Source organism: Nocardiopsis sp. LDBS1602 (genome assembly GCF_035818715.1).
Taxonomy (GTDB): Bacteria; Actinomycetota; Actinomycetes; order Streptosporangiales; family Streptosporangiaceae; genus Nocardiopsis; species Nocardiopsis alba.
Genome location: NZ_JAYLVW010000008.1, coordinates 60,175 through 79,589, shown reverse-complemented (window position 1 = coordinate 79,589; position 19,415 = coordinate 60,175). Strand labels below are relative to the sequence as shown.

General features: G+C 70.9%; 18 protein-coding genes and 1 tRNA gene. 13 read left to right on the top strand and 6 right to left on the bottom strand.

Translation table 11 applies throughout. The annotated features are described in order from the left end of the window. The first annotated feature begins 63 nt into the window (after positions 1-63). Positions 64-1,002 (top strand): hypothetical protein, encoded by a 939-nt coding sequence (locus tag U9J66_RS20910; RefSeq protein WP_237449983.1) that lies wholly within the window; start codon positions 64-66, stop codon positions 1,000-1,002. Between the two features lie 57 nt (positions 1,003-1,059). Here U9J66_RS20910 and U9J66_RS20905 read toward each other — a convergent pair whose 3' ends face one another. Further along, positions 1,060-2,679, bottom strand: a complete 1,620-nt coding sequence (locus U9J66_RS20905; protein WP_326338448.1) for an FAD-binding oxidoreductase — start codon at positions 2,677-2,679, stop codon at positions 1,060-1,062. Between the two features lie 17 nt (positions 2,680-2,696). On the opposite strand from U9J66_RS20905, the gene U9J66_RS20900 reads away from it, so the two are divergent. The 4 genes from U9J66_RS20900 (at position 2,697) to U9J66_RS20885 (ending at position 6,693) form a co-directional block, all read left to right on the top strand. Then, positions 2,697-3,281, top strand: coding sequence for a TetR/AcrR family transcriptional regulator (locus U9J66_RS20900; protein ID WP_161111354.1), 585 nt, complete (start codon positions 2,697-2,699; stop codon positions 3,279-3,281). A gap of 11 nt (positions 3,282-3,292) precedes the next feature. Further along, a complete protein-coding gene (locus tag U9J66_RS20895) occupies positions 3,293-4,819 on the top strand; it encodes a glycerol-3-phosphate dehydrogenase/oxidase (RefSeq protein WP_161111355.1) in 1,527 nt (508 codons plus the stop codon). Positions 4,820-5,029: 210 nt separating this feature from the next. Continuing rightward, positions 5,030-5,581: an ATP-binding protein gene (locus U9J66_RS20890; protein WP_014909940.1), complete on the top strand. Its 552-nt coding sequence runs from the start codon at positions 5,030-5,032 to the stop codon at positions 5,579-5,581. Positions 5,582-5,781: 200 nt separating this feature from the next. Continuing rightward, positions 5,782-6,693: a bile acid:sodium symporter family protein gene (locus U9J66_RS20885; RefSeq protein ID WP_014908827.1), complete on the top strand. Its 912-nt coding sequence runs from the start codon at positions 5,782-5,784 to the stop codon at positions 6,691-6,693. On the opposite strand, the gene U9J66_RS20880 is transcribed toward U9J66_RS20885, so the two are convergent. The 4 genes from U9J66_RS20880 to U9J66_RS20865 form a co-directional block, all read right to left on the bottom strand. Beyond that, a complete protein-coding gene (locus tag U9J66_RS20880) occupies positions 6,690-7,334 on the bottom strand; it encodes a LuxR C-terminal-related transcriptional regulator (protein ID WP_042282714.1) in 645 nt (214 codons plus the stop codon). The genes U9J66_RS20885 and U9J66_RS20880 overlap by 4 nt on opposite strands. Continuing rightward, the gene (locus U9J66_RS20875; RefSeq protein ID WP_161111356.1) at positions 7,322-8,539 is read right to left on the bottom strand and encodes a sensor histidine kinase; all 1,218 of its coding nucleotides are present in this window, start codon (positions 8,537-8,539) and stop codon (positions 7,322-7,324) included. The genes U9J66_RS20880 and U9J66_RS20875 overlap by 13 nt, the downstream gene beginning before the upstream one ends. 87 nt (positions 8,540-8,626) lie before the next feature. Continuing rightward, complete coding sequence (locus tag U9J66_RS20870) at positions 8,627-9,133, bottom strand: LURP-one-related/scramblase family protein (RefSeq protein ID WP_014908267.1); 507 nt, start codon at positions 9,131-9,133, stop codon at positions 8,627-8,629. 57 nt (positions 9,134-9,190) lie between these two features. Further along, the gene (locus tag U9J66_RS20865; RefSeq protein ID WP_161111358.1) at positions 9,191-10,153 is read right to left on the bottom strand and encodes a DMT family transporter; all 963 of its coding nucleotides are present in this window, start codon (positions 10,151-10,153) and stop codon (positions 9,191-9,193) included. A 73-nt stretch (positions 10,154-10,226) separates the two neighbouring features. Between U9J66_RS20865 and U9J66_RS20860 the strand changes: the two genes are divergently transcribed. Together U9J66_RS20860 and U9J66_RS20855 are read left to right on the top strand one after the other, a co-directional pair. After that, a complete protein-coding gene (locus tag U9J66_RS20860; RefSeq protein WP_042282709.1) occupies positions 10,227-11,240 on the top strand; it encodes a LysR family transcriptional regulator in 1,014 nt (337 codons plus the stop codon). Beyond that, on the top strand, positions 11,237-11,947 hold the full coding sequence (locus tag U9J66_RS20855) for an exonuclease domain-containing protein (protein WP_026125181.1): 711 nt from the start codon (positions 11,237-11,239) through the stop codon (positions 11,945-11,947). Before U9J66_RS20860 ends, U9J66_RS20855 begins: the two co-directional genes overlap by 4 nt. A 141-nt stretch (positions 11,948-12,088) precedes the next feature. Here U9J66_RS20855 and U9J66_RS20850 read toward each other — a convergent pair. Beyond that, positions 12,089-12,160, bottom strand: a tRNA-Arg gene (locus U9J66_RS20850). A gap of 130 nt (positions 12,161-12,290) precedes the next feature. On the opposite strand from U9J66_RS20850, the gene U9J66_RS20845 reads away from it, so the two are divergent. From U9J66_RS20845 to thrB, 6 genes are all read left to right on the top strand, one after another. Next, complete coding sequence (locus U9J66_RS20845; protein WP_014912329.1) at positions 12,291-12,689, top strand: response regulator transcription factor; 399 nt, start codon at positions 12,291-12,293, stop codon at positions 12,687-12,689. Continuing rightward, a complete protein-coding gene (locus tag U9J66_RS20840) occupies positions 12,686-13,819 on the top strand; it encodes a DALR anticodon-binding domain-containing protein (protein WP_014910591.1) in 1,134 nt (377 codons plus the stop codon). Before U9J66_RS20845 ends, U9J66_RS20840 begins: the two co-directional genes overlap by 4 nt. A gap of 174 nt (positions 13,820-13,993) precedes the next feature. Continuing rightward, entirely contained in the window at positions 13,994-15,379 is a 1,386-nt protein-coding gene (lysA, locus tag U9J66_RS20835) for a diaminopimelate decarboxylase (protein WP_326338445.1), read from the top strand. A gap of 70 nt (positions 15,380-15,449) precedes the next feature. Continuing rightward, complete coding sequence (locus U9J66_RS20830; RefSeq protein ID WP_017536388.1) at positions 15,450-16,736, top strand: homoserine dehydrogenase; 1,287 nt, start codon at positions 15,450-15,452, stop codon at positions 16,734-16,736. A gap of 222 nt (positions 16,737-16,958) precedes the next feature. After that, positions 16,959-18,017: a threonine synthase gene (gene thrC, locus U9J66_RS20825; RefSeq protein WP_014909610.1), complete on the top strand. Its 1,059-nt coding sequence runs from the start codon at positions 16,959-16,961 to the stop codon at positions 18,015-18,017. A gap of 79 nt (positions 18,018-18,096) precedes the next feature. Further along, on the top strand, positions 18,097-19,059 hold the full coding sequence (gene thrB / locus U9J66_RS20820; RefSeq protein WP_014911164.1) for a homoserine kinase: 963 nt from the start codon (positions 18,097-18,099) through the stop codon (positions 19,057-19,059). The last annotated feature ends 356 nt before the right edge of the window (positions 19,060-19,415 follow it).

The window sequence follows — 19,415 nt, the reverse complement described above, 5'->3', positions numbered from 1 at the left end:
AGGCCTTTCGACCCTTTCGGAAGGCCGTGTTCGTCATCGATATGAGCTACGAGGTACCCCCGCATGGGACAGCCCCCGCCCCCGTACGACCCGCAGGGTCACTTCCCTGGGCCTCCCGGGACGCCTCCCCAGGGTCCCGGTCCCCAAGGGCCGCCCCCCGGTTACGGTCAACAGCCCCCGCAGGGGCCTCCGCCCGGATACGTCCCCCAAGGACAGCCGCCTCAGGGTCCGCCGCCTCCGGGCTATGGTCAGCAGCCGCCGCAGGGCCCGCCCGGGTTCCCGCCGCAGCAGCCCCCGCCCGGTTACGGCCCCCAGGGTCCCGAGCCCAAGAAGAAGACCGGTCTGATCGTCGGCGCCGCCGTCGGTGCGGTCGCGTTGATCGGTGTGGTCGGCGGTATCGCGATCTGGGCCTCCTCCGGCGGCGAGTACGTCGCCCTGCCCGACGACTGCGCGACCGTGTTCGAGGGCAACTCCCTACAGGACACCTCCGCCGGCGTGGTCACCTCCTTCGACGGAGGTTTCGAGGAGGGGGACGACCCCGACTCCGACGGTGTCTACGGCGAACTCACCTGTGACGGTGAATCGGGCGAGGTGATGGTCTCGTTCTACGTCGGGCTCTACGACATGGCCCACCCGGACACCGAGGAGATGATGCGGGAGGAGCTGGACGAGGCGTTCGACTCGCAGGATCGGTTCGACGGGCAGGACATGCCTCAGGGAGAGGTCTCCGAGATCGATCTCGGTTTCGGTGAGCCCCAGCAGATCCTGTGGGACGAGAACTCGATCGGCGACCAGGGCACGACCTTCGCCACCCTCATGCCCGGTGGCGACTTCACGGACGGCGGGACCATGGGTATGAGCGCCTTCATCTCCGGGAACGTCGTCAGCGGCGTCGTCGTGGCCGAGCAGGGCGGTGACAAGAGCATCGAGGAGGTCTACGCCATGGCCGAGAGCGCCGCCTCGGACCTGGAGCGTCAGATCTCCCGAGTGGCCGAGAAGTGAGCGGTCCCGGTCCGGTGGGCCCACTCCACCGGACCGGGGAGCCGGCCCTTCGAACGGTCAGGCGTCCGGCAGGAGCTTGCCGGGGTTGAGCACCCCCCGCGGGTCCAGGGCGGCCTTCGCCGCACGCAGTACTTCGGCCCCCAGCGGGCCCAGCTCCCGGATCATCCACGGCCGATGGTCGGTGCCGACGGCGTGGTGGTGGGTGATGGTTCCGCCGTTGGCGACGATGGCGTCGGAGGCGGCACGCTTGGCCCGACCCCACCGCCCGGTCGGATCGTCGCCCGCGCCGGTGGCCACCGTGAAGTACAGGGAGGCCCCGGTGGCGTAGGTGTGGGAGACGTGGCACTGGACGAGGACCCCGCTCTCGTCGTCGTCCAAGGCCTCGGTCAGCGCGGCGACCACGGCCCGGTACAGCGGCAGCAGATCGCTCCAGGAGGCGGCGGTCTCCAAGGTCTCGGCGAGGATGCCCGCGGACAGCAGGGTGTCGCGCAGATAGGGCGCGTTGAACCGGTTCTCGCGCCAGTGCGCCACCGGATCCGGCCCCACCAGGGTGCCGCCGGCCGCCTCCATGGTCGCCCGGACCGTCCTCGCGCGGGCCTCGACCTCCTCCTCGGTCCCCTCGAAGCCGAGCACCGCCTGGCAGCCGGGGACGGCCTCACGTCCGCCGAGGGCCGCGTTCACGAAGGTCTCGGTCTCATCGGACAGACGCGCCATGGTGGGTCGCACGTCCGACTGGGCCAACGTTCGCAGCGCGTCCACCCCGGTGGCGTGATCGGGGAAGGACCACGCTTCGTCCACGACCTTCTCCGGGCGGGGACGGACACGGACGGCCACCTCGGTGATCACGCCCAGGGTGCCCTCCGAACCCACCAGTAGGCCGCGCAGGTCCGGGCCGGCGGCGGAGGCCGGATGACCGCCCGCCTCCAGGGTGCCGCGCGGGGTGGCGGCCTTCATGCCCACCACCATGTCCTCGAAGCGACCGTAGCCGGCGGAGGCCTGTCCGCTGGAGCGGGTGGCGGCGTAACCGCCGATGGTGGCGTACTCGTAGCTCTGCGGCATGTGCCCGAGGGTGAGACCGTGTTCGGCCAGCATCGCCTCGGCGTGCGGGGTGCGCACGCCCGCCTCCAGGACCGCGGTCAGCGAGGTGCGGTCCAGGGAGATCAGTCGGTTCAGCCGGCGCAGGTCCATCGTGACCACGGCGGCCAGACCTCCGTCGAGCGGGGTGAGCCCGCCGACCACGCTGGTCCCGCCTCCGAAGGGCACCACGGCCACCCCTTCGTCCGAGCAGAGCGCGAGCAACCGCTCCACCTGGTCGTGGTCGGCGGGGAAGAGCACGGCGTCGGGCGCGGGCACGGCCTCGCCGGCTCGGCGGGCGAGCAGGTCCGGCGTGCTCTTGCCGCCGCTGTGCCGGAGTCGCGTGGGGTCGTCGGTGCGCACGTGCTCGGTGCCGACGATCCCGGCGAACTCCGCGCGCAGACGTTCGTCCAGACGGGACGCGGGAAGTTCCACCCGTTCCTCGGGGACGGGCGGCATCGCCCGAGGGTCGGTCCGCAGTACCCGGGCGATGAGGTCGCGCAGTCCGGGATCGAGTTCGGTCGCCTTGTCGGGGTCGCCCCAGGCGAACCAGCTCATCTCCGGAGCGGTGTCGGCGGGGGAGGCTTGCGCATCGTGGTTCATGCTCTACAGTTTTACATATGGCGTCAAAGCGTAACGTAGAGGACGAGATCCTGGACGCGGCCCGAAGCTGTGTCGAGGCCTTCGGGGTGCGTCGCACCACCTTGACCGACGTGGCGCGCAGGGCCGGGGTCAGCCGCCCCACGGTCTACCGACGCTGGCCCGACGTGACCGCCCTGGTCGCCGATCTGCTCACCCGCGAACTCCGCCGCATCCTCATCGCCGAGGAGGTGGACGCCGAACGCGACCACGGCGAGGACGTCCGTCCACGTCTGGTGCGGCACGCCGCCGGCGTCGCCCGCGCGATGCTCGCCCACCCACTGGTCGGGCGCATCGTCGACACCGAACCCGAACTCCTGGCCACCTACACCTTCCAACGCCTCGGAAGCAGTCATCGGGCCGCCCTCGAACTGGTCGAACCGGCCATCGTCGAGGGCCAGGCCGACGGCTCGATCAGGAAGGGCGACCCCGCGGTCCTGGCCCATCTGGTCATGGTCACCGTGCAGAACACCGTCACCTCTCACCGCCTGTTCGCCGACGTACTCGACCCCGAGGGCCTGGTCACCGAACTGGCCACCCTTCTGGACGGTTACCTGCGCCCCTGAAAGGACGCCCCATGAGCCGGTCCACCTCCCTGAACGCGGCCCGCCGCGAGACCGAACTCGCCGCACTGGAAGCCCGACCCGACATCGACGTGCTGGTGGTCGGGGGCGGGGTCACCGGGGCCGGGGTGGCGCTGGACGCCGCCTCGCGCGGTCTGCGCACCGTCCTCGTCGAACGCGACGACCTCGCCTTCGGCACCAGCAGGTGGAGCTCCAAACTGGTCCATGGCGGGTTGCGCTACCTCGCCAAGGGACAGATCGGTATCGCCTACGAGAGCGCCCGCGAACGCGATGTCCTCATGCGCGTCACCGCGCCCCACCTCGTCCGCCCCCTGCCCATGGTGGTCCCCGTGTACCGGGGCGACGCGCCGATGCGCGCCCTGATCGTCCGCGCGGGAATGGGGGCCGGCGACCTCCTCCGCGTGCTGGCGGGGACCCCCTCCTCCGTCCTGCGCGGCCCGAGAGTGCTCAGCGCGCGCCAGACCCTGCGTCTGCTTCCCGGCGTACGGAGGGAGGGCCTGCTCGCCGGGATCCTGTCCTTCGACGGCCAACTGATCGACGACGCCCGCCTGGTCATCGGGATCGCCCGTACCGCGGCGGGCGAGGGGGCCTCGATCATCACCCGTTGTTCGGCCCAGAGCGTCTCCGCCGACGGGGCCGTCCTGCGCGACGAGATCGATGGACGGATCATCCCGGTCCGGCCTCGGGCGGTCGTCAACGCCGCCGGGGTGCACGCCGACGCCCTCGACCCCCGGATCCGTCTCAGGCCCAGCCGCGGCACCCACCTGGTCCTGGAGGGGGCCGCGCTCGGCCACCCTCGCGCCGCGTTGACGGTGCCGCTTCCCGGCAGCGTCGACCGTTTCGTCTTCGCCATGCCGCAACCCGACGGCCGTGTCTTCGCCGGTCTCACCGACGAACCCCTGGACGGTCCGACCCCCCGGGTCCCGGAGGTCCCCGAGGAGGACGTCGACTTCCTTCTGGAACGGTTCAACGGCGCGTTGGCCACCGCACTGACCAAGGACGACGTCATCGGCTCCTTCGCCGGTCTGCGCCCTCTGCTGGACGGGGACGGGGACAGCGCGAACCTGTCCCGCGAGCACTCGGTGACGGTGTCCCCCCAGGGGACGGTCACGGTGGTCGGGGGCAAACTCACCACCTATCGGGCGATGGCGGAGGAGACGGTGGACGCCGTGGTCGCGGAACACCGGCTCGCGGCCGCTCCCTGCCGGACCCGCGAGATCCCGTTGGTGGGCGCCGCCTCGCACGAGGAACTCGACTCACTGGACGCTCCGCGTCACCTGGTGGCCAGGTACGGCATGGAGGCGCTCGACGTGGTGGCCGAGGCGGGCGACGACCCGGCGTCGCTGACCCCGGTCGTCCGCGGGATCACCCCGGCCGAACTACGTTTCGGCGTGCGCCATGAGGGGGCTCTGGACGTGTCCGACCTGCTGGAACGCAGGACCAGGATCGGATTGGTCCCGGCCGACGGGGAACGGGCCGCGGCCGCGGCCGAGCGGGCGTTGTCCGAGGTGGGGCGGTAGTACGGGCGGCGCGGGGAGACCGGGGCCGCCCGCGGCGCGGAGACGACACGCCGTTCCGGGGAACTCACCACACCCGAGGCCCCTGTTCGGCGGCGGTGGGATCGCGTAAGGTCATACCGGTTCGAGCCTCCCCCTCCCCTCGGACCCCTCGCGGCCGCCCCCGCCTCGGCTCGCCCGTCCACCGAATCGCCCGCCGAAGGAGCCATTCCCATGCCCATGCTCGTCGCCGTGCCGACCCTCACCAGCACCGAGGACAACGTCCTCGCGAGGGTTCCGGGCGAGTACCGGCACTACTTCAACGGGCGGGTGCCGGTGCCGTTCACCAAACGGCGATGGGAGTTCTCCGGGGAACCGGTGAGCGTGCCGCTGGTGCGGGCCTTCCTGGAGACCTGCGCGGCCGGCCGTGACGCCGACTACCGGTACGTGCTCACCCTGCTCGGGGCCGAGCTGGCCACCAACGCGATCCGGCACAGTCGTTCGGGGGAGCCCGGCCAGACCTTCGTGATCCGCGTCGACCGGGGACCCAACGGGATGACGGTGACCTGTCGGGACAACGGGATGCCGTCCAGCGCCCTGGAGGAAGGCGGGGGGCGTCTGTTCGCGGCGGCGCCCGAGGAACGACTCACCGCCGAGGACGGGCGGGGCCTGGCCCTGATCGACAGCTTCGCCACCACCTGGGGGGACAACGGGCACCCCAGCATCCGCAAGGTGTGGTTCCACCTGGCCTACGACCTGACCGGCAGTTCCTGGCCCGCCGCCTGAGGGTCTCCCGAGGGAGAGGGCCCGGTCCGCGCGGCCCCGGTCGAGCCGATGAGGGGGCTTGTCAGAGGCCGCGCCACGTGCCACCATTCTCAGCCTGAAGGCGAGATGTGGCATGGATCACGCGCTCTGCGTCCCGGGTACGGTCCGTCGACGCCTCGACCGTCCCGCCGCCCCGTCGGCCCTCCCCCCAAGGTGCCCCCATGGACTCGGTCCTCACGACGATCGGCCTGCCGATCGCCCTCGGCGTCATCATGCTCGGCCTCGGTCTGGGCCTCACCACGCGGGACTTCACCCGCCTGCTCTCGATGCCCTGGACGATCGTCCTCGTCCTGGGGTGCCAGATCGTCCTCCTGCCGATCGTCTGCTTCGGGCTGGTCCTGCTCTTCGTCTCCCGCTTCGACCTCTCGCCCATGCTCGCCGTCGGCATGATGATGGTGGCGGCCTCGCCGGGCGGTACCACGGCGAGCCTGTACAGCCACCTGTTCAAGGGCAACGTCGCCCTCAACATCTCCCTGACCGCCATCAACTCGCTCACCGCCATGGTGACCCTGCCGATCGTCACCGGACTCTCGCTCCGGTACTTCACCGACGGCGGCTCCATCGGTCTCCAGACCGGGAAGCTGCTCCAGGTCTTCGCGGTCGTCCTGATCCCCGTCGTGATCGGAATGGCCGTCCGGGCCAGGGCGACCGCCTTCGCCGATCGGATGGAACGGCCCGTCAAGATCGGTTCCGTCCTCGTGCTGGTCGCGGTGATCGTCGGAGCGATCGCCGCCGAGTGGGCGAATCTGCCGAGGTACATCGTCGCGGTCGGGCTCATGGTGCTGATCTTCAACCTGGTCAGCCTCACCGTCGGCTACTGGGCGCCCCGTATGATCGGCACCCGCCGCCCCGAGGCCGTCGCCTCCTGTATGGAGATCGGCCTGCACAACACCACGCTGTCGCTCACCATCGCGGTGACGGTCCTGGGCAGCACCGAGATCGCCGTCCCCTCCGCCGTCTACGGGGTACTGATGTTCTTCACCGCGGCGGGGGCCGGACTCCTGCTCGCCCGCCGTGAGACACGGGATCGTGCGGCCGGCGTGGGAGGAACGGTCCACAGAAGCACGAACTAGCGATGTTCCAGGTAGGCGAGGACGGCGCGGACCCGACGGTGACCGCTGTCGGTGGGCGCCAGACCCAGCTTGGCGAAGATGTTGCCGATGTGCTTGTGCACCGCGTTGGTGGTCACCACCAGGCGCTCGGCGATCCCTGCGTTGTCGCGTCCCTCGGCCATCAGGGCCAACACCTCGCGCTCTCGCGCGGTCAACGACTCCAACGGATCCCGGGGCCGGCGGGTCAGCAGCTGCGACACCACCTCCGGGTCCATCACGGTGCCGCCCGCGGCCACCCGGTCCAGCGCGTCGACGAACTCGCTCACCCGACCCACCCGGTCCTTGAGCAGGTAGCCCACACCGCCACGACCGTCGGAGAGCAGTTCGCCCGCGTAGTCCTGCTCCACGTACTGCGACAGCACCAGGACGGGAAGCCCGGGACGTTCGACCCGGGCCGCGATGGCGGCGCGGATCCCCTCGTCCCGGAAGTCCGGCGGCAGCCGTACGTCGACCACGGCCAGGTCGGGGGAGTGTCGACGCACGGCCTCGGCGAAGGAGGGCGCGTCCTCGGCCACCGCCACCACCTCGTGGCCCCTGGTTCCCAACAGCAACCTCAACCCTTCGGACAACAGCACGTTGTCCTCGGCGATCACGATGCGCACGGCAGCTCCGCCTCGATCACGGTCGGCCCGCCCGCGGGGCTGTGCACCGACACCCGTCCGTCCAGGGCCGCGACCCGGCGTCGCAGTCCGGGGAGCCCGCTCCCCGAGTTCTCGTCGGCCCCGCCCCGGCCGTCGTCGTGGACCTCCACCCGTAGCAGTCCCGGGCTTCGGGACAGGGCCACCGAGATCGTCTCCGCGTCCGCGTGCCGGGAGGCGTTGGAGACCGCCTCGGTGACCACGTAGTAGGCGGCGGTCTCCACCGAGACCGGCAGCTCTCCCGGATCATCGAGGTCCAGCCGCACCGGTACCGCGCTTCGGGCGGCCAACGCGGTCAACGCCCCCACCAGCCCGCGGTCGGCGAGGATCGGCGGGTAGACGCCCCTGATCACCTCGCGCAGCTCGGTCATCGCCTCCTCGGCCCCTTGATGGGCCCGCTCCAGGAGAGCGGCGACGGCCGGATCCGACACCGCCTCACGGGCGACCCCGAGCTGCATGGCGATCGCCACCAGCCGGGCCTGAGTGCCGTCGTGCAGGTCGCGTTCGATCCGCCGGAGCTCGGCACCATGGGAGTCCACCACCTCGGCCCGGGTCCGGCTCAACCGGTCCACCCTCTCCGTCAACAGCTCCGCCTCGGTCGGGGCGGACAGAAGCAGGCACAGGCGGGCGTGCGCCCTGGCCGACGCGGGGACCACCCACAACGCGAGCACGACGAAGGACAGCACCTGGCCGGCGACCGTGACCAGGGCGATGCCCCAACCGTCGATCGCGATTCCGTAGGGCTCCGGGCGCAGAGCGACGGGGAGGGCCCACCACATCAGGGTCTGGACGGTGTTGAGCACCATCCCGGGCAGGAACACCGCCAGCATCCCCAGAACCACGCTCACCAGGGTGAACACCGGCATCCAGCGCAGAGAACGGCGCACGGAGGGTTCGCGCCACATCTCCCGCAGGTACGTGGCGGCGGGGACCGGCAGCTCCGGAACCTCCTCGCCCAGGAAGCGGGCGGCCCTTCGCCGGTGCAGGTCGGTCCAGCGCACCGACAGGACCAGGCAGCGGGGGAGGAGGAGCAGGCCCACCCCGCCGACCACGATCAGTAGAACGACGGCCACGCCCAAGGGCATCATCACCAGAGTGGCCAGACCCGAGGCCCCGGCCAGGAGGAGATACCCACAGGCTCTCCACGCCCGGCCCCACGCGTACCGCATTCCGTATCCCCGCTCTTCTCGACGACGTGCCGTCAGTCTGGCCGAGCCGGGCCGCCTCGAGCACTACAGCGGGCCACCGTATCCGGCTCAGTCGTCGTCGCCGTCGTCACCGGTGAGCGCGTCCACGGCGACCGCGACGGCGAGCACCAGGGCGGGGTCCCCGCCGAGGTCGTGGCGGTGGGTGTTGACGTCGACCGCGTAGGTGTCGCGCATCCGGAACCACTTGCGGGACACGACGGCGACGGTGCCCTCCTTATCGCCGATCGTGTACTCCTTGTCGAAGAAGCTCCCCACGACCTCCCAGTCGGGGCCGCCCTCGATCTCCACCTCGAGTTTGTCCCGGATGGGGTTGAAGAGCCGCTTGCGGACGGTGGCGACGGTCTTGCCGTCGTGCTCCACCCGCATCTGGTCACGGACCTTGAAGAGCTTCTTGCGGATCACCATGAGGACGTTCCCCCGGGGGTCCTTGAGCTCGAAGGTGGTGCGCAGCCGCAGGGCCTTGCCGTCCACCCAGAACACCTTGGAGCCCTGCTCGTCGGTCACCCAGAAGTCGTCGCCGATGTCGAAGACGCGTTCGCGTACCAGGAATTTCATGCCCCGAAGCTAGTCCACCCGACCGACTCACCGATAGCCGGAGGGGCACGTGTTCGCTCACGAGGCGCGGGCGCGCCGCTGGGACAGCCAGATCGCCAGGACCACCAGCGCGCAGCCGACCAGTTGAAGCGGGGTCGCCCTCTCGCCCAGCACGATGGCGCCCAAGAGCACCGCCATCACGGGAGGCAGGACCAGGACCGCGGCGCCGGTGGTGGCCGAAAGGCGGGGCAGGGCCGAGCCGACCAGCAGCCAGGTCAGAACCTGTCCGGTCAGCGCCAGCAGGGACAGCCAGAGCCAGGCCATGGCGTCCAGTGACACCAGATCGATCCCGCTCCACAGGGCGCCCAGGGTCCCGGCCGCGACGGCGGCGGTCAGGGTGGAGACGCACACCGGGGTGACCGTGTGGCCCCGGCCTCCGGCGAGTCGGGACAGGAACAGGTAGCCGGCGTAGGTGACACCGGCGGCCACGCCGTAGGCCAGTCCCAGCCACGGGTTCCCCTCGCCGTCCTCGACGCCGACGCCTCCCGCTCCCACGGCGCCGGCCGCCAGGGCCAGCCCCATGAGCATGACCGGCAGCGCGGCGAGGAAACTCCGCGAGATCCGGTCGCCCAACAGGATCCAGGCCAACAGCGGGAAGACCACCACCTGGACGTTGAGCAGTACGGTCGCGATCCCGGCCCCCACGTGGTGGATGCTCGCGGCCCAGAACACGTAGTCCACGCCCAGGAGCAGCCCGGCGGCCGCGTCCAGGCCCAGGAGACGCCCGGGACGGGGCCCGACGCGGCGCAGTTCGGACAGGGCCATCGGCACAAGGACGACCAGCGCGAGAGCGCAGCGAAGGAAGGCGGCGGTCCCCGCGTTCGCCCCGGACAGCTTCACGAAGACCCCGGTCGCCGAGGTGCAGCCGGAACCGATCACCGCGAGCGTCGTCGGTTCGGCCCGCTCCAGCAGGGCTCCCAGTCCACCCGGGGACGAACGTGACGTCTCCCGCTCTTCCCGGCTCTTCTCCTGTCGTGCCATGGGAACAGCTTGTCGGGAGCGACTGGAAAACAAAAGCAATGTTTTGTCGTCGATACTCGGTAGTGTTCCTTATGTGTTCAGTATCGAACGACTGAGAGCGCTGGTGGCCGTGCAGACGCACGGTTCCATCGCGAGCGCGGCGCGGGCTCTGCACGTGACACCGTCGGGGATGTCCCAGCAGCTCACCAAGTTGGAGCGAGAGGCGGGCCAGCGCCTGCTGGAACCCCAGGGCAGGAGTGTGCGACTCACCCACGCGGGCAGGGTCCTGGCGGGGCACGCCTCCCGCGTCCTCGAACAGGTGAACGCGGCCCAGACCGATCTGGCCGCCCTCGACCGGCAGATCCTCGGACCGCTGAGGCTGGGCGGGGTGGGGAGCGCGGTCCGCAGCCTGTTGCCCGGAGCCCTCTCCGACCTGCTCGCCCGGCACCCTCGGCTGGCCCCCACCCTGCGCGACGGAGAGGTGGTGTCCCTGCTGCCCGATCTCCTGCGCGGCGACCTGGACCTCGTACTGGCCGAGAGCTGGTCCAGCCGACCGGTGGCGCTGCCCGCCGGGGTCCGCACCGCCGACCTCGTGGACGAGAGGGTCTACCTGGCGCTTCCGCCCGAGCACCCCCTGGGAGGACGCGACTCCGTCGACCTCGCCGAACTCGGGGACGGCGACGGGACGAACGGTGTCCTGTGGGCGAGCTGCCCGGAGGGGACCGAACCCTACGAGGCGATCCTCCAGGCCCTGCGCTCCCGCGGGGTGGAACCCGACATCAGGTACACACTCGCCGAGATCCCCTCCCAGCTCGAGCTGGTGGCCGCGGGCCTGGCCGTCGCCCTGGTACCCGACCTGGGACGGCGCACGGCCCCCGCGGGGGTGCGCTTCCTCCCCACCGATCCTCCCCTGAGCCGGGTGGTCCGGGCGGTCTGGCGATCCGACACCGAGACGCCCGCCGTCCGGGCGTGTGTCGGAGCCCTCCTCGGTACGGACACCCCTTTCGAACCCTCGGGAACGTCTTCGGACGGTCCCGGCCGACACCACGCGGTCCCGACCGCACAGCCCGACAGCATCGACGAACCGGAACCGCGAGGAACCCAGTGAACACTGCATGGCACACACGTCCCATGGCCGCCTTCGACATCGAGAGCACCGGACTGGACGTCGAGGGCGACCGGATCGTCACCGCCGCCCTGTGGCGCATCGACCCCGAACGTCGGAGCAAGGAGGTCCTCTCCTGGCTGGCCGACCCCGGTGTCGAGATCCCCGCCGACGCCGCGGAGATCCACGGCATCACCACGGAACGGGCCCGTGAACAGGGTCGGCCCGCAGCCGAGGTCGTGGCGGAGATCGCCGACGCCTTGGAGGCCGTCGTCGCCGAGGGGCTGCCCGTGGTGGTCTACAACGCCCCCTACGACCTGACCCTGCTCGACCGGGAGATCGCCCGTCACCGCCCGGGTCGCCCTCTGCCCGCGCAACCGCTGGTCGTGGACCCGCTCGTCCTGGACAAGAGGGTCGACACCTACCGGCGCGGATCGCGCAAGCTCGTCGACGTGTGCGCCCACTACGAGGTGCCCCTGGCGGCGGAGGAGGCCCATGGCGCGGCCGCCGACGCCCTGGCGGCGGCACGGCTGGCCTGGCGGATCGCCGCGACCCACCCGGAGATCGCCGAGATGTCCGCCGCCGAACTGCACACCGCCCAGATCGCCTGGAAGGCGGAGCAGGCCGCGAGCTTCCAGGAGTACCTGCGCCGTCGCGACCCCGAGGCCGTCGTCGACGGCGCCTGGCCCTACACCCCCGCGACCGTCTGATCCGGACCCCGCCCGAGGCCGGCCCCCGCGCCCGCCTCGGGCCGCGTCGACGGATGATCCTCACGCCGAGGGCGAACACGGACGTCACGGGGGTGGAAACGCGAGAACGGGAACATCCGATGGATGTTCCCGTTCGTTCCGTGCCCCCTGGAGGATTCGAACCTCCGCACCCGGCTCCGGAGGCCGGTGCTCTATCCCCTGAGCTAAGGGGGCGCTGCTGCGAGAACAACTGTAGCAGGGGTCGGGGGCCGTTCGTCCCATCGCTTTCGAGACCGGGCCGGGGAGGTGGTCGATACCGGGTTCCAGTGGTGCCGCCGCGCCCGGCGACGGTAGTGTCACGGCCGTGAACGCCCTTCCCGCCCGGGTTCTCGTCGTCGAGGACGACGAGGTGATCCGCGAACTCATCCGCCTCAACCTCGAACTGGAGGGGTTCGAGGTGTTCACCGCCATGGACGGGCAGGACTGCCTCGAACGGGTCGGCCACATCCGACCCGACGTCATCACCATGGACGTGATGATGCCCCGACTCGACGGCTGGGCGGCCGTCGAGCGTCTGCGTTCGGACGGGTACGACCGGTGCATCGTCATGGTGACCGCCCGGGCCCAGGCCGACGACCGAAGACGTGGTGAACGCATCGGAGTCGACGACTACCTGACCAAGCCCTTCGACCCCGACGAGCTGGTCGACCTCATTCGGGCCCTGCTCGGCGACGGCGACGGCGGCGTGGGGGGAGCCGCGTGACCCCTCGCTCTCTGGAGGCGGTCGTCCGTCGCGCCGCGAGACGCGCCTTCGACATCGACGACGCCGACGTCCCCTTCGTCTGGCCGCGCGCCGATCAGGCCGGAGGCCGGGCCGACGCCTCCATCGCCCTGCCGCTCCGCCTGGTGGGGCGGGTCCGCGATCGACTGCCCGAGAAGGGGGACGGCGATCCTCGTCTCCTGGTCTCCGGACGCATCGTCGCCCAGGTCGACACGATGGCCGAGGAGGGCGACACCGACGCCGGTTTCGCCGAGGTGGTCGCCGACGCCCGCGGGTTCGTCGACGTCACCTTCACCTGTCTTCAACGCGAGAACCTGCTGCGGGCCGCCGCCGACGGCCCACGCTTCCTCACCGGCCGCGCCTGGACCGGGACGGGGGAGTGGCCCCGGACGGAACTGCACGAGGCCGGACCCGTCGCCCAGGCCCGTCGCTACGCCCGCGCCGACGCGCGGGCCCGCATCGCGATGGCGGTGGGCGCCACGCCTCCGCCGCCGGGGCCCGAGGGGGAGGTCTCCTGGCGCGATCGCTACCTGGACGCCGATCGCCTGGATCTGTACACCCCGGCCGGCCGCGCGTTGGGGCGGATCGGCGAGGACAGCGCCCGGGTGGCCTTCTGCCGCTCCATCCCCGAACGCCCCCGGGAGAACGAGACCACCGGCCGTGACCTGCCCGCGCTCCCCTCGGCCGAACATCCCGGGGCCTGGGTCCGGTTCACCGACGCCAACCCGGCCTTTCGGATGCGTTACGCGCACGCTCACGCTCTGAGCAGTCTGCGCTGGGCCCGCGAGGGTCGGGAGAGCGGGCGATGCGAGGACGTCGGCGCCGGGTGCCGGCATCGGGAGAACGCGGCGGTGCGCGGGCTGCTCTTCGACGGCCCCGGTGTCCTGGAGACGGCCGCGCGCCGAGAGGAACCCCATATCCTGGTCCGATACCTGGAAGCGTTGACCAGTGCCTACGATGAGTGGCGAACGGGTTCCACCGCCGGGGCCGGAGGGGCCGACGGGGGAGAACCCGCGCGGGCCGCTCTCGACCCGGCCCTGCCCGCGGCCGTCGCGGGGGTGCTCGACACCGGACTCTTCCTGCTCGGGGTATCGGCGCCCACAAGGCTGTAGACCCCCCGATCGCATGGATCCCGTGGGACGATCCCGACCCCTGTGTTCCGATCGGCTTAGTGGACAATGGTGAGGGGTCCCCTCGCCGCCACCGGGGGTGTCGTCGTGCGACCTCACCCCGTCGCGGGCACAGCATCACCACAAGACGTACGAAGTCCCAGCCGAAAGACCGCCATGAGCCGCTACGCCCACCCCGCCGGATCCCGCCACGCGGAGGTCCTGCCGGAGGACAACCCGCCGCTGCCGCCCGAAGACCTCAACGCCCTGGACCCGCGCGTGTGGCCCGCCACCGCGCGACGCGAGGACGGCGAGCTCACCGTCGGCGGCGTCGGGGTGCGCTCCCTCGCCGCCGAATACGGCACCCCGCTCTTCGTGATGGACGAGGAGGACTTCCGTTCCCGGGCCCGTGCCTACTCCACCGCCTTCACGGACGCCGACGTCTACTACGCGGGCAAGGCCCTGCTGACCAAGGCCGTCGCCCGTTGGGTGGTCGAGGAGGGGCTCAAGCTCGACGTCTGCTCCGGCGGCGAACTGGCCGTCGCCCTGGCGGCGGGGGTGCCGACCGAACGCATCGGCATGCACGGCAACAACAAGTCGGTGGCCGAACTGCGTCGCGCGGTGGAGGTCGGCGTCGGCCGGATCATCGTGGACTCCCTCGACGAGATCGAACGCCTGGAGGGCATCGCCCGCGAGGCCGGAGCCCGCCCCAAGGTCCTCATCCGTGTGACCACCGGAGTGGAGGCGCACACCCACGAGTTCGTCGCCACCGCGCACGACGACCAGAAGTTCGGTTTCGCGCTGAGCACCGGCGCCGCGGCGGAGGCGGTCCGTCGGGTCCTGGGCGCCGACCACCTCGATCTGGTGGGTCTGCACTCGCACATCGGCTCGCAGATCTTCGACACCTCCGGGTTCGAGGTCGCCGCGCGTCGGGTGACCCGATTCCTCACCCGGATCCACGAGGAACTCGACGTCACCCTCGCCGAGCTGGACCTGGGCGGCGGTCTGGGCATCGCCTACACCTCCGTGGACACCCCGCTCGACCCTCAGACCATCGCCGAGAGCCTCACCGAGATCGTGCGCCGCGAATGCGAGGAGGCGGGCCTGCCGACGCCCCGCGTCGCGGTCGAACCGGGCCGTGCCATCGCCGGACCGGCGGGGATCACCGTCTACGAGGTCGGCACCGTCAAGGACGTGGAGGGCATCCGCACCTACGTCAGCGTCGACGGCGGCATGAGCGACAACATCCGTACAGCCCTGTACGGGGCCGAGTACACCGGGCAACTGGTCTCCCGGGAGAGCGGAGCCGCACCGATGCTCTCCCGATTGGTCGGCAAGCACTGCGAGAGCGGTGACATCATCGTGCACGACCTGTACCTGCCCGCCGACCTGCGGCCGGGCGACCTGGTGGCGGTGGCCGCCACGGGCGCCTACTGCTACTCCATGGCGAGCAACTACAACCACCTGCCCCGTCCCGCCATGGTGGCGGTCCGGGACGAGAACGCACGGGTCATCGTGCGCAGGGAGAACGAGGAGGACCTCCTCCGCCTCGACGTAGGCTGAACAGTTCGCCCCTCGGGCGCCGTCCGGCGTCCACGAGGTCGGACACGAGAGAAGTGGGAGTCACGCCCAAATGGCGATGAAGGTGGCGCTGCTCGGATGCGGCGTTGTGGGTTCGGAAGTCGTCCGCCTGGTCAACGAGCAGTCCGAGGAACTGGCCGCGCGGATCGGCACGTCGATCGAGATCGGCGGCATCGCGGTACGCCGCCTGGACCGTGACCGCGGGGTCGACCCGTCGCTGCTGACCACCGACGCCACGGCGCTGGTCACACGTCCCGACATCGATGTCGTGGTGGAGGTCATCGGCGGGATCGAACCGGCGCGTTCGCTGATCCTCGACGCGATCAAGTCGGGCAAGTCGGTGGTCACGGCCAACAAGGCGCTGCTCGCCGAGGACGGCCAGACCCTGCACACGGCGGCGCGCACCGCCGGGGTGGATCTGTACTACGAGGCCTCCGTGGCCGGGGCCATCCCGTTGCTGCGTCCGCTGCGCGACTCTCTGGCCGGGGACCGGGTCAACCGGGTCCTGGGCATCGTCAACGGCACCACCAACTACGTCCTGGACCGGATGGACTCCCTGGGCTCGGGGTTCACCGAGGCCTTGGAGGAGGCCCAGGCCCTCGGGTACGCGGAGGCCGATCCCACCGCGGACGTGGAGGGCTTCGACGCGGCCGCCAAGGCCGCGATCCTGGCCCGTCTGGCCTTCCACACCCAGAGGGTGACCGCCGCCGACGTCCACCGCGAGGGCATCACCGGGGTCTCCTCCGGGGACATCGCCAGCGCCCGGGCGATGGGCTGCGTCGTCAAACTGTTGGCGATCTGCCAGCGGTCGGAGGACGGCGAGTCCGTGGGCGTGCGCGTCCACCCGGTGATGCTTCCCGTGGAGCACCCCCTGGCCGGGGTCAAGGAGGCCTACAACGCGGTCTTCGTGGAGGCCGAGTCGGCCGGGCGCCTGATGTTCTACGGGGCCGGCGCCGGGGGCACGCCCACCGCCTCCGCGGTCCTGGGCGACATCGTGGCGGTGTGCCGGAACCGGCTCGCCCACACCTCGGTGGCCGAGGGCGCGCACGACACCGGGTTGCCGGTGCACGACATGGGTCGGACCATCACCAGCTACCACGTGGCGCTGGACGTGGCCGACCGTCCGGGCGTGCTCTCCAAGGTCGCCGAGATCTTCGCCGACCACGGGGTGTCCATCAAGAACGTGCGCCAGGAGGGCAGCGGAGACGACGCCCAGCTCGTGCTGGTGAGTCACCCGGCTCCGGACTCGGCCCTCAGCGCGACGGTCGAGCTGCTCAGCGCGCATCCGATGGTCCGTGAGGTGGCCAGCGTCATGCGCGTGGAGACCTTCCAGGACTGACCGGACACGGGACCGCCTCCGACAGGGTCGGGGGCGGCCCCGGTGCGTCCACATCGTGAGATCACAGTGCCCGGGATACAAGACACCCGGGGCGGGTCATAGACTCGTGGCAGGTGGGGGCCGGAGCGTCTCCGTGACACCTCACCCGCATTCCCGCGCGCGCCGTACGAGGCGGCGCGTCCAGCGAAACCGCATCCACCCGAAAGGGACACCGTCGTGAGCATGGCACGGGCGTGGCGAGGCATCGTCGAGGAGTACCGAGACCGCCTTCCCGTCAACGAGAACACCCCCGTCGTCACCCTCCAGGAGGGCGGCACCCCCCTGCTGCCCGCCACGCGTGTGTCCGAGCTCACGGGCTGCGAGGTCTTCCTCAAGGTCGAGGGGCTCAACCCCACCGGTTCCTTCAAGGACCGCGGGATGACCATGGCCATCTCCAAGGCGGCCGAGGACGGCGCGAAGGCCGTCATCTGCGCCTCCACCGGCAACACCAGCGCCAGTGCGGCCGCCTACGCCATTCGCGCCGGCATGACCTGCGCCGTCCTGGTGCCCCAGGGCAAGATCGCCATGGGCAAGCTCGCCCAGGCGCTCGTGCACGGCGCCCGTCTGCTCCAGGTCGACGGCAATTTCGACGACTGTCTGGAACTCGCCCGCAAGCTCAGCGTCGACTACCCCGTCGCCCTGGTGAACTCGGTCAACCCCTACCGTCTCCAGGGGCAGAAGACGGCCGCCTTCGAGATCGTGGACGCCCTCGGCGACGCTCCCGACATCCACTGCATCCCCGTCGGCAACGCCGGCAACATCACCGCCTACTGGATGGGCTACACCGAGTACGCCAGGGACGGTATCTCCACCGGGTCCCCGCGCATGCTCGGCTTCCAGGCCAGCGGCTCGGCCCCCATCGTCGACGGCGCCCCGGTGACCAGCCCCAGCACCATCGCCACCGCCATCCGGATCGGCAACCCGGCCTCCTGGAAGCTCGCCGAGCAGGCCAGGGACGAGTCCGGCGGGGCCATCGACAAGGTCACCGACCGCCAGATCATGGCCGCCTACAAGCTCCTGGCCGCGGAGGAGGGCGTCTTCGTCGAACTCGCCTCCGCCGCGAGCGTCGCCGGTCTCCTCCAGGCCTCCGCGGCCGGACAGGTGCCCAAGGGCAGCCGTATCGTCTGCACGGTCACCGGTAACGGCCTCAAGGACCCGGACTGGGCGCTGGCGGGAGCCTCCTCCGCCACCACCGTTCCCGTCGACGCCCAGGCCGCCGCCAAGGCCCTGGACCTCGCCTGATCAGCAGCTCCTTCGTCCCGTCGGCCCGAACCGCGTCCACGGCGGTCCGGGCCGCGGGAACGACCACTTGGAGAGTCGAGTGACCTCAGCACGCCCCGAACGGGTGTCCGTCGACGCCCCGGCGACCAGCGCCAACCTCGGGCCCGGCTTCGACGCCCTAGGGCTGGCCGTACGCCTGTACAACCGCTTCGACGTCGCGCTTCGTACGGACGACGAGCTCCATGTCACGGTGGAGGGCGAGGGGGCGGGCGAGGTCCCGCTCGGTCGACGCCACCTCGTGGTCCGGGCGATGGCCGAGGCCTTCGACCGGGCGGGGGAGAAGCTCCCCGGTCTGGACCTGCGCTGTGAGAACCGCATCCCGCACTCGCGTGGTCTCGGCTCGTCCTCCTCGGCGATCGTCGGCGGTGTCACGGCGGCCGCGGCCCTGCTCGGACGTCGGGGGCCCGACGGCGGTCCCGACCGGGACTGGATCTATCAGGTCTCCGCGGACCTGGAGGGGCACCCCGACAACGTGGCCCCCTGCGTCTACGGCGGATACACGATCGCCTATCGGGACGGCGCCTCCTGGGGGGTCTCCCGTTCCCTGCCGGACGAGCGGATCCTGCCGGTGCTGTGCGTTCCGGGGTGGCGATTGTCCACCGAACGGGCCCGCGGCCTGTTGCCGGAGACCGTCTCGCACGCGGACGCGGCCTTCAACGCGGGACGCGCCGCGCTGATGACGGCGGCCGTTTGTGGCCAACCGGAATCCCTGTTCGCGGCGACCGAGGACCGGTTGCACGAGTCCTATCGGGCCCCGGCCATGCCCCGTACCCTCGATCTCGTGCGTGACCTGCGTGAACAGGAGGGACTCGCGGCCGTGGTCTCGGGTGCGGGACCCACCGTTCTGGTCCTGTGCGCGATCCCCGAGGGACACGCGGGGACGGAATCGCCGGAAATCATCGGGCAGATTGATTCGATCGCTCGATGGGCGGGTAATGATTGGGACATACGCCCCCTGCACATCGAGCCGGCGGGGGTGCGGACCCCATCTCCCCATCCGTAGCATCTGTGTCGAGGAATAGCCGTGGCCTCTGGTGATGTTAGGCTTGGTGAAGCACCAGATGCCCCGTTGCGGGGCGTGTGCTCATCCGCCACAGCGGCTTCCGCGTCCCATACTCCGGCGGTCCGATCATGCGATCAACCGGAAGCGGTGGCCAAAGTGTCGAGTCCGCGGAATCTCCGCGACTGTGCCCACGTCTTCGAAGTCCGCTCCTCCTCGGATGAGCGTTTCGTCATGGTCGACAGGCATCACCTCCGAGCCATCCGCCCCGACGTCTGGCTGTACCCAGAGCCCGCCGCGATTGGGTAGGGGACCGACTACGCCGGTTTCCGACATCCACGTGGGGCACGCCCTACCCG

Excerpts from the sequence above, each read along its gene's own strand:
- thrC (WP_014909610.1), top strand. The coding sequence starts at position 16,959 with ATGGCACGGGCGTGGCGAGGCATCGTCGAGGAGTACCGAGACCGCCTT.
- U9J66_RS20905 (WP_326338448.1), bottom strand. The coding sequence starts at position 2,679 with ATGAACCACGATGCGCAAGCCTCCCCCGCCGACACCGCTCCGGAGATG.
- U9J66_RS20885 (WP_014908827.1), top strand. The coding sequence starts at position 5,782 with ATGGACTCGGTCCTCACGACGATCGGCCTGCCGATCGCCCTCGGCGTC.
- U9J66_RS20870 (WP_014908267.1), bottom strand. The coding sequence starts at position 9,133 with ATGAAATTCCTGGTACGCGAACGCGTCTTCGACATCGGCGACGACTTC.
- U9J66_RS20890 (WP_014909940.1), top strand. The coding sequence starts at position 5,030 with ATGCCCATGCTCGTCGCCGTGCCGACCCTCACCAGCACCGAGGACAAC.
- U9J66_RS20875 (WP_161111356.1), bottom strand. The coding sequence starts at position 8,539 with ATGCGGTACGCGTGGGGCCGGGCGTGGAGAGCCTGTGGGTATCTCCTC.
- U9J66_RS20900 (WP_161111354.1), top strand. The coding sequence starts at position 2,697 with ATGGCGTCAAAGCGTAACGTAGAGGACGAGATCCTGGACGCGGCCCGA.
- U9J66_RS20910 (WP_237449983.1), top strand. The coding sequence starts at position 64 with ATGGGACAGCCCCCGCCCCCGTACGACCCGCAGGGTCACTTCCCTGGG.
- U9J66_RS20830 (WP_017536388.1), top strand. The coding sequence starts at position 15,450 with ATGGCGATGAAGGTGGCGCTGCTCGGATGCGGCGTTGTGGGTTCGGAA.
- U9J66_RS20865 (WP_161111358.1), bottom strand. The coding sequence starts at position 10,153 with ATGGCACGACAGGAGAAGAGCCGGGAAGAGCGGGAGACGTCACGTTCG.
- U9J66_RS20895 (WP_161111355.1), top strand. The coding sequence starts at position 3,293 with ATGAGCCGGTCCACCTCCCTGAACGCGGCCCGCCGCGAGACCGAACTC.
- lysA (WP_326338445.1), top strand. The coding sequence starts at position 13,994 with ATGAGCCGCTACGCCCACCCCGCCGGATCCCGCCACGCGGAGGTCCTG.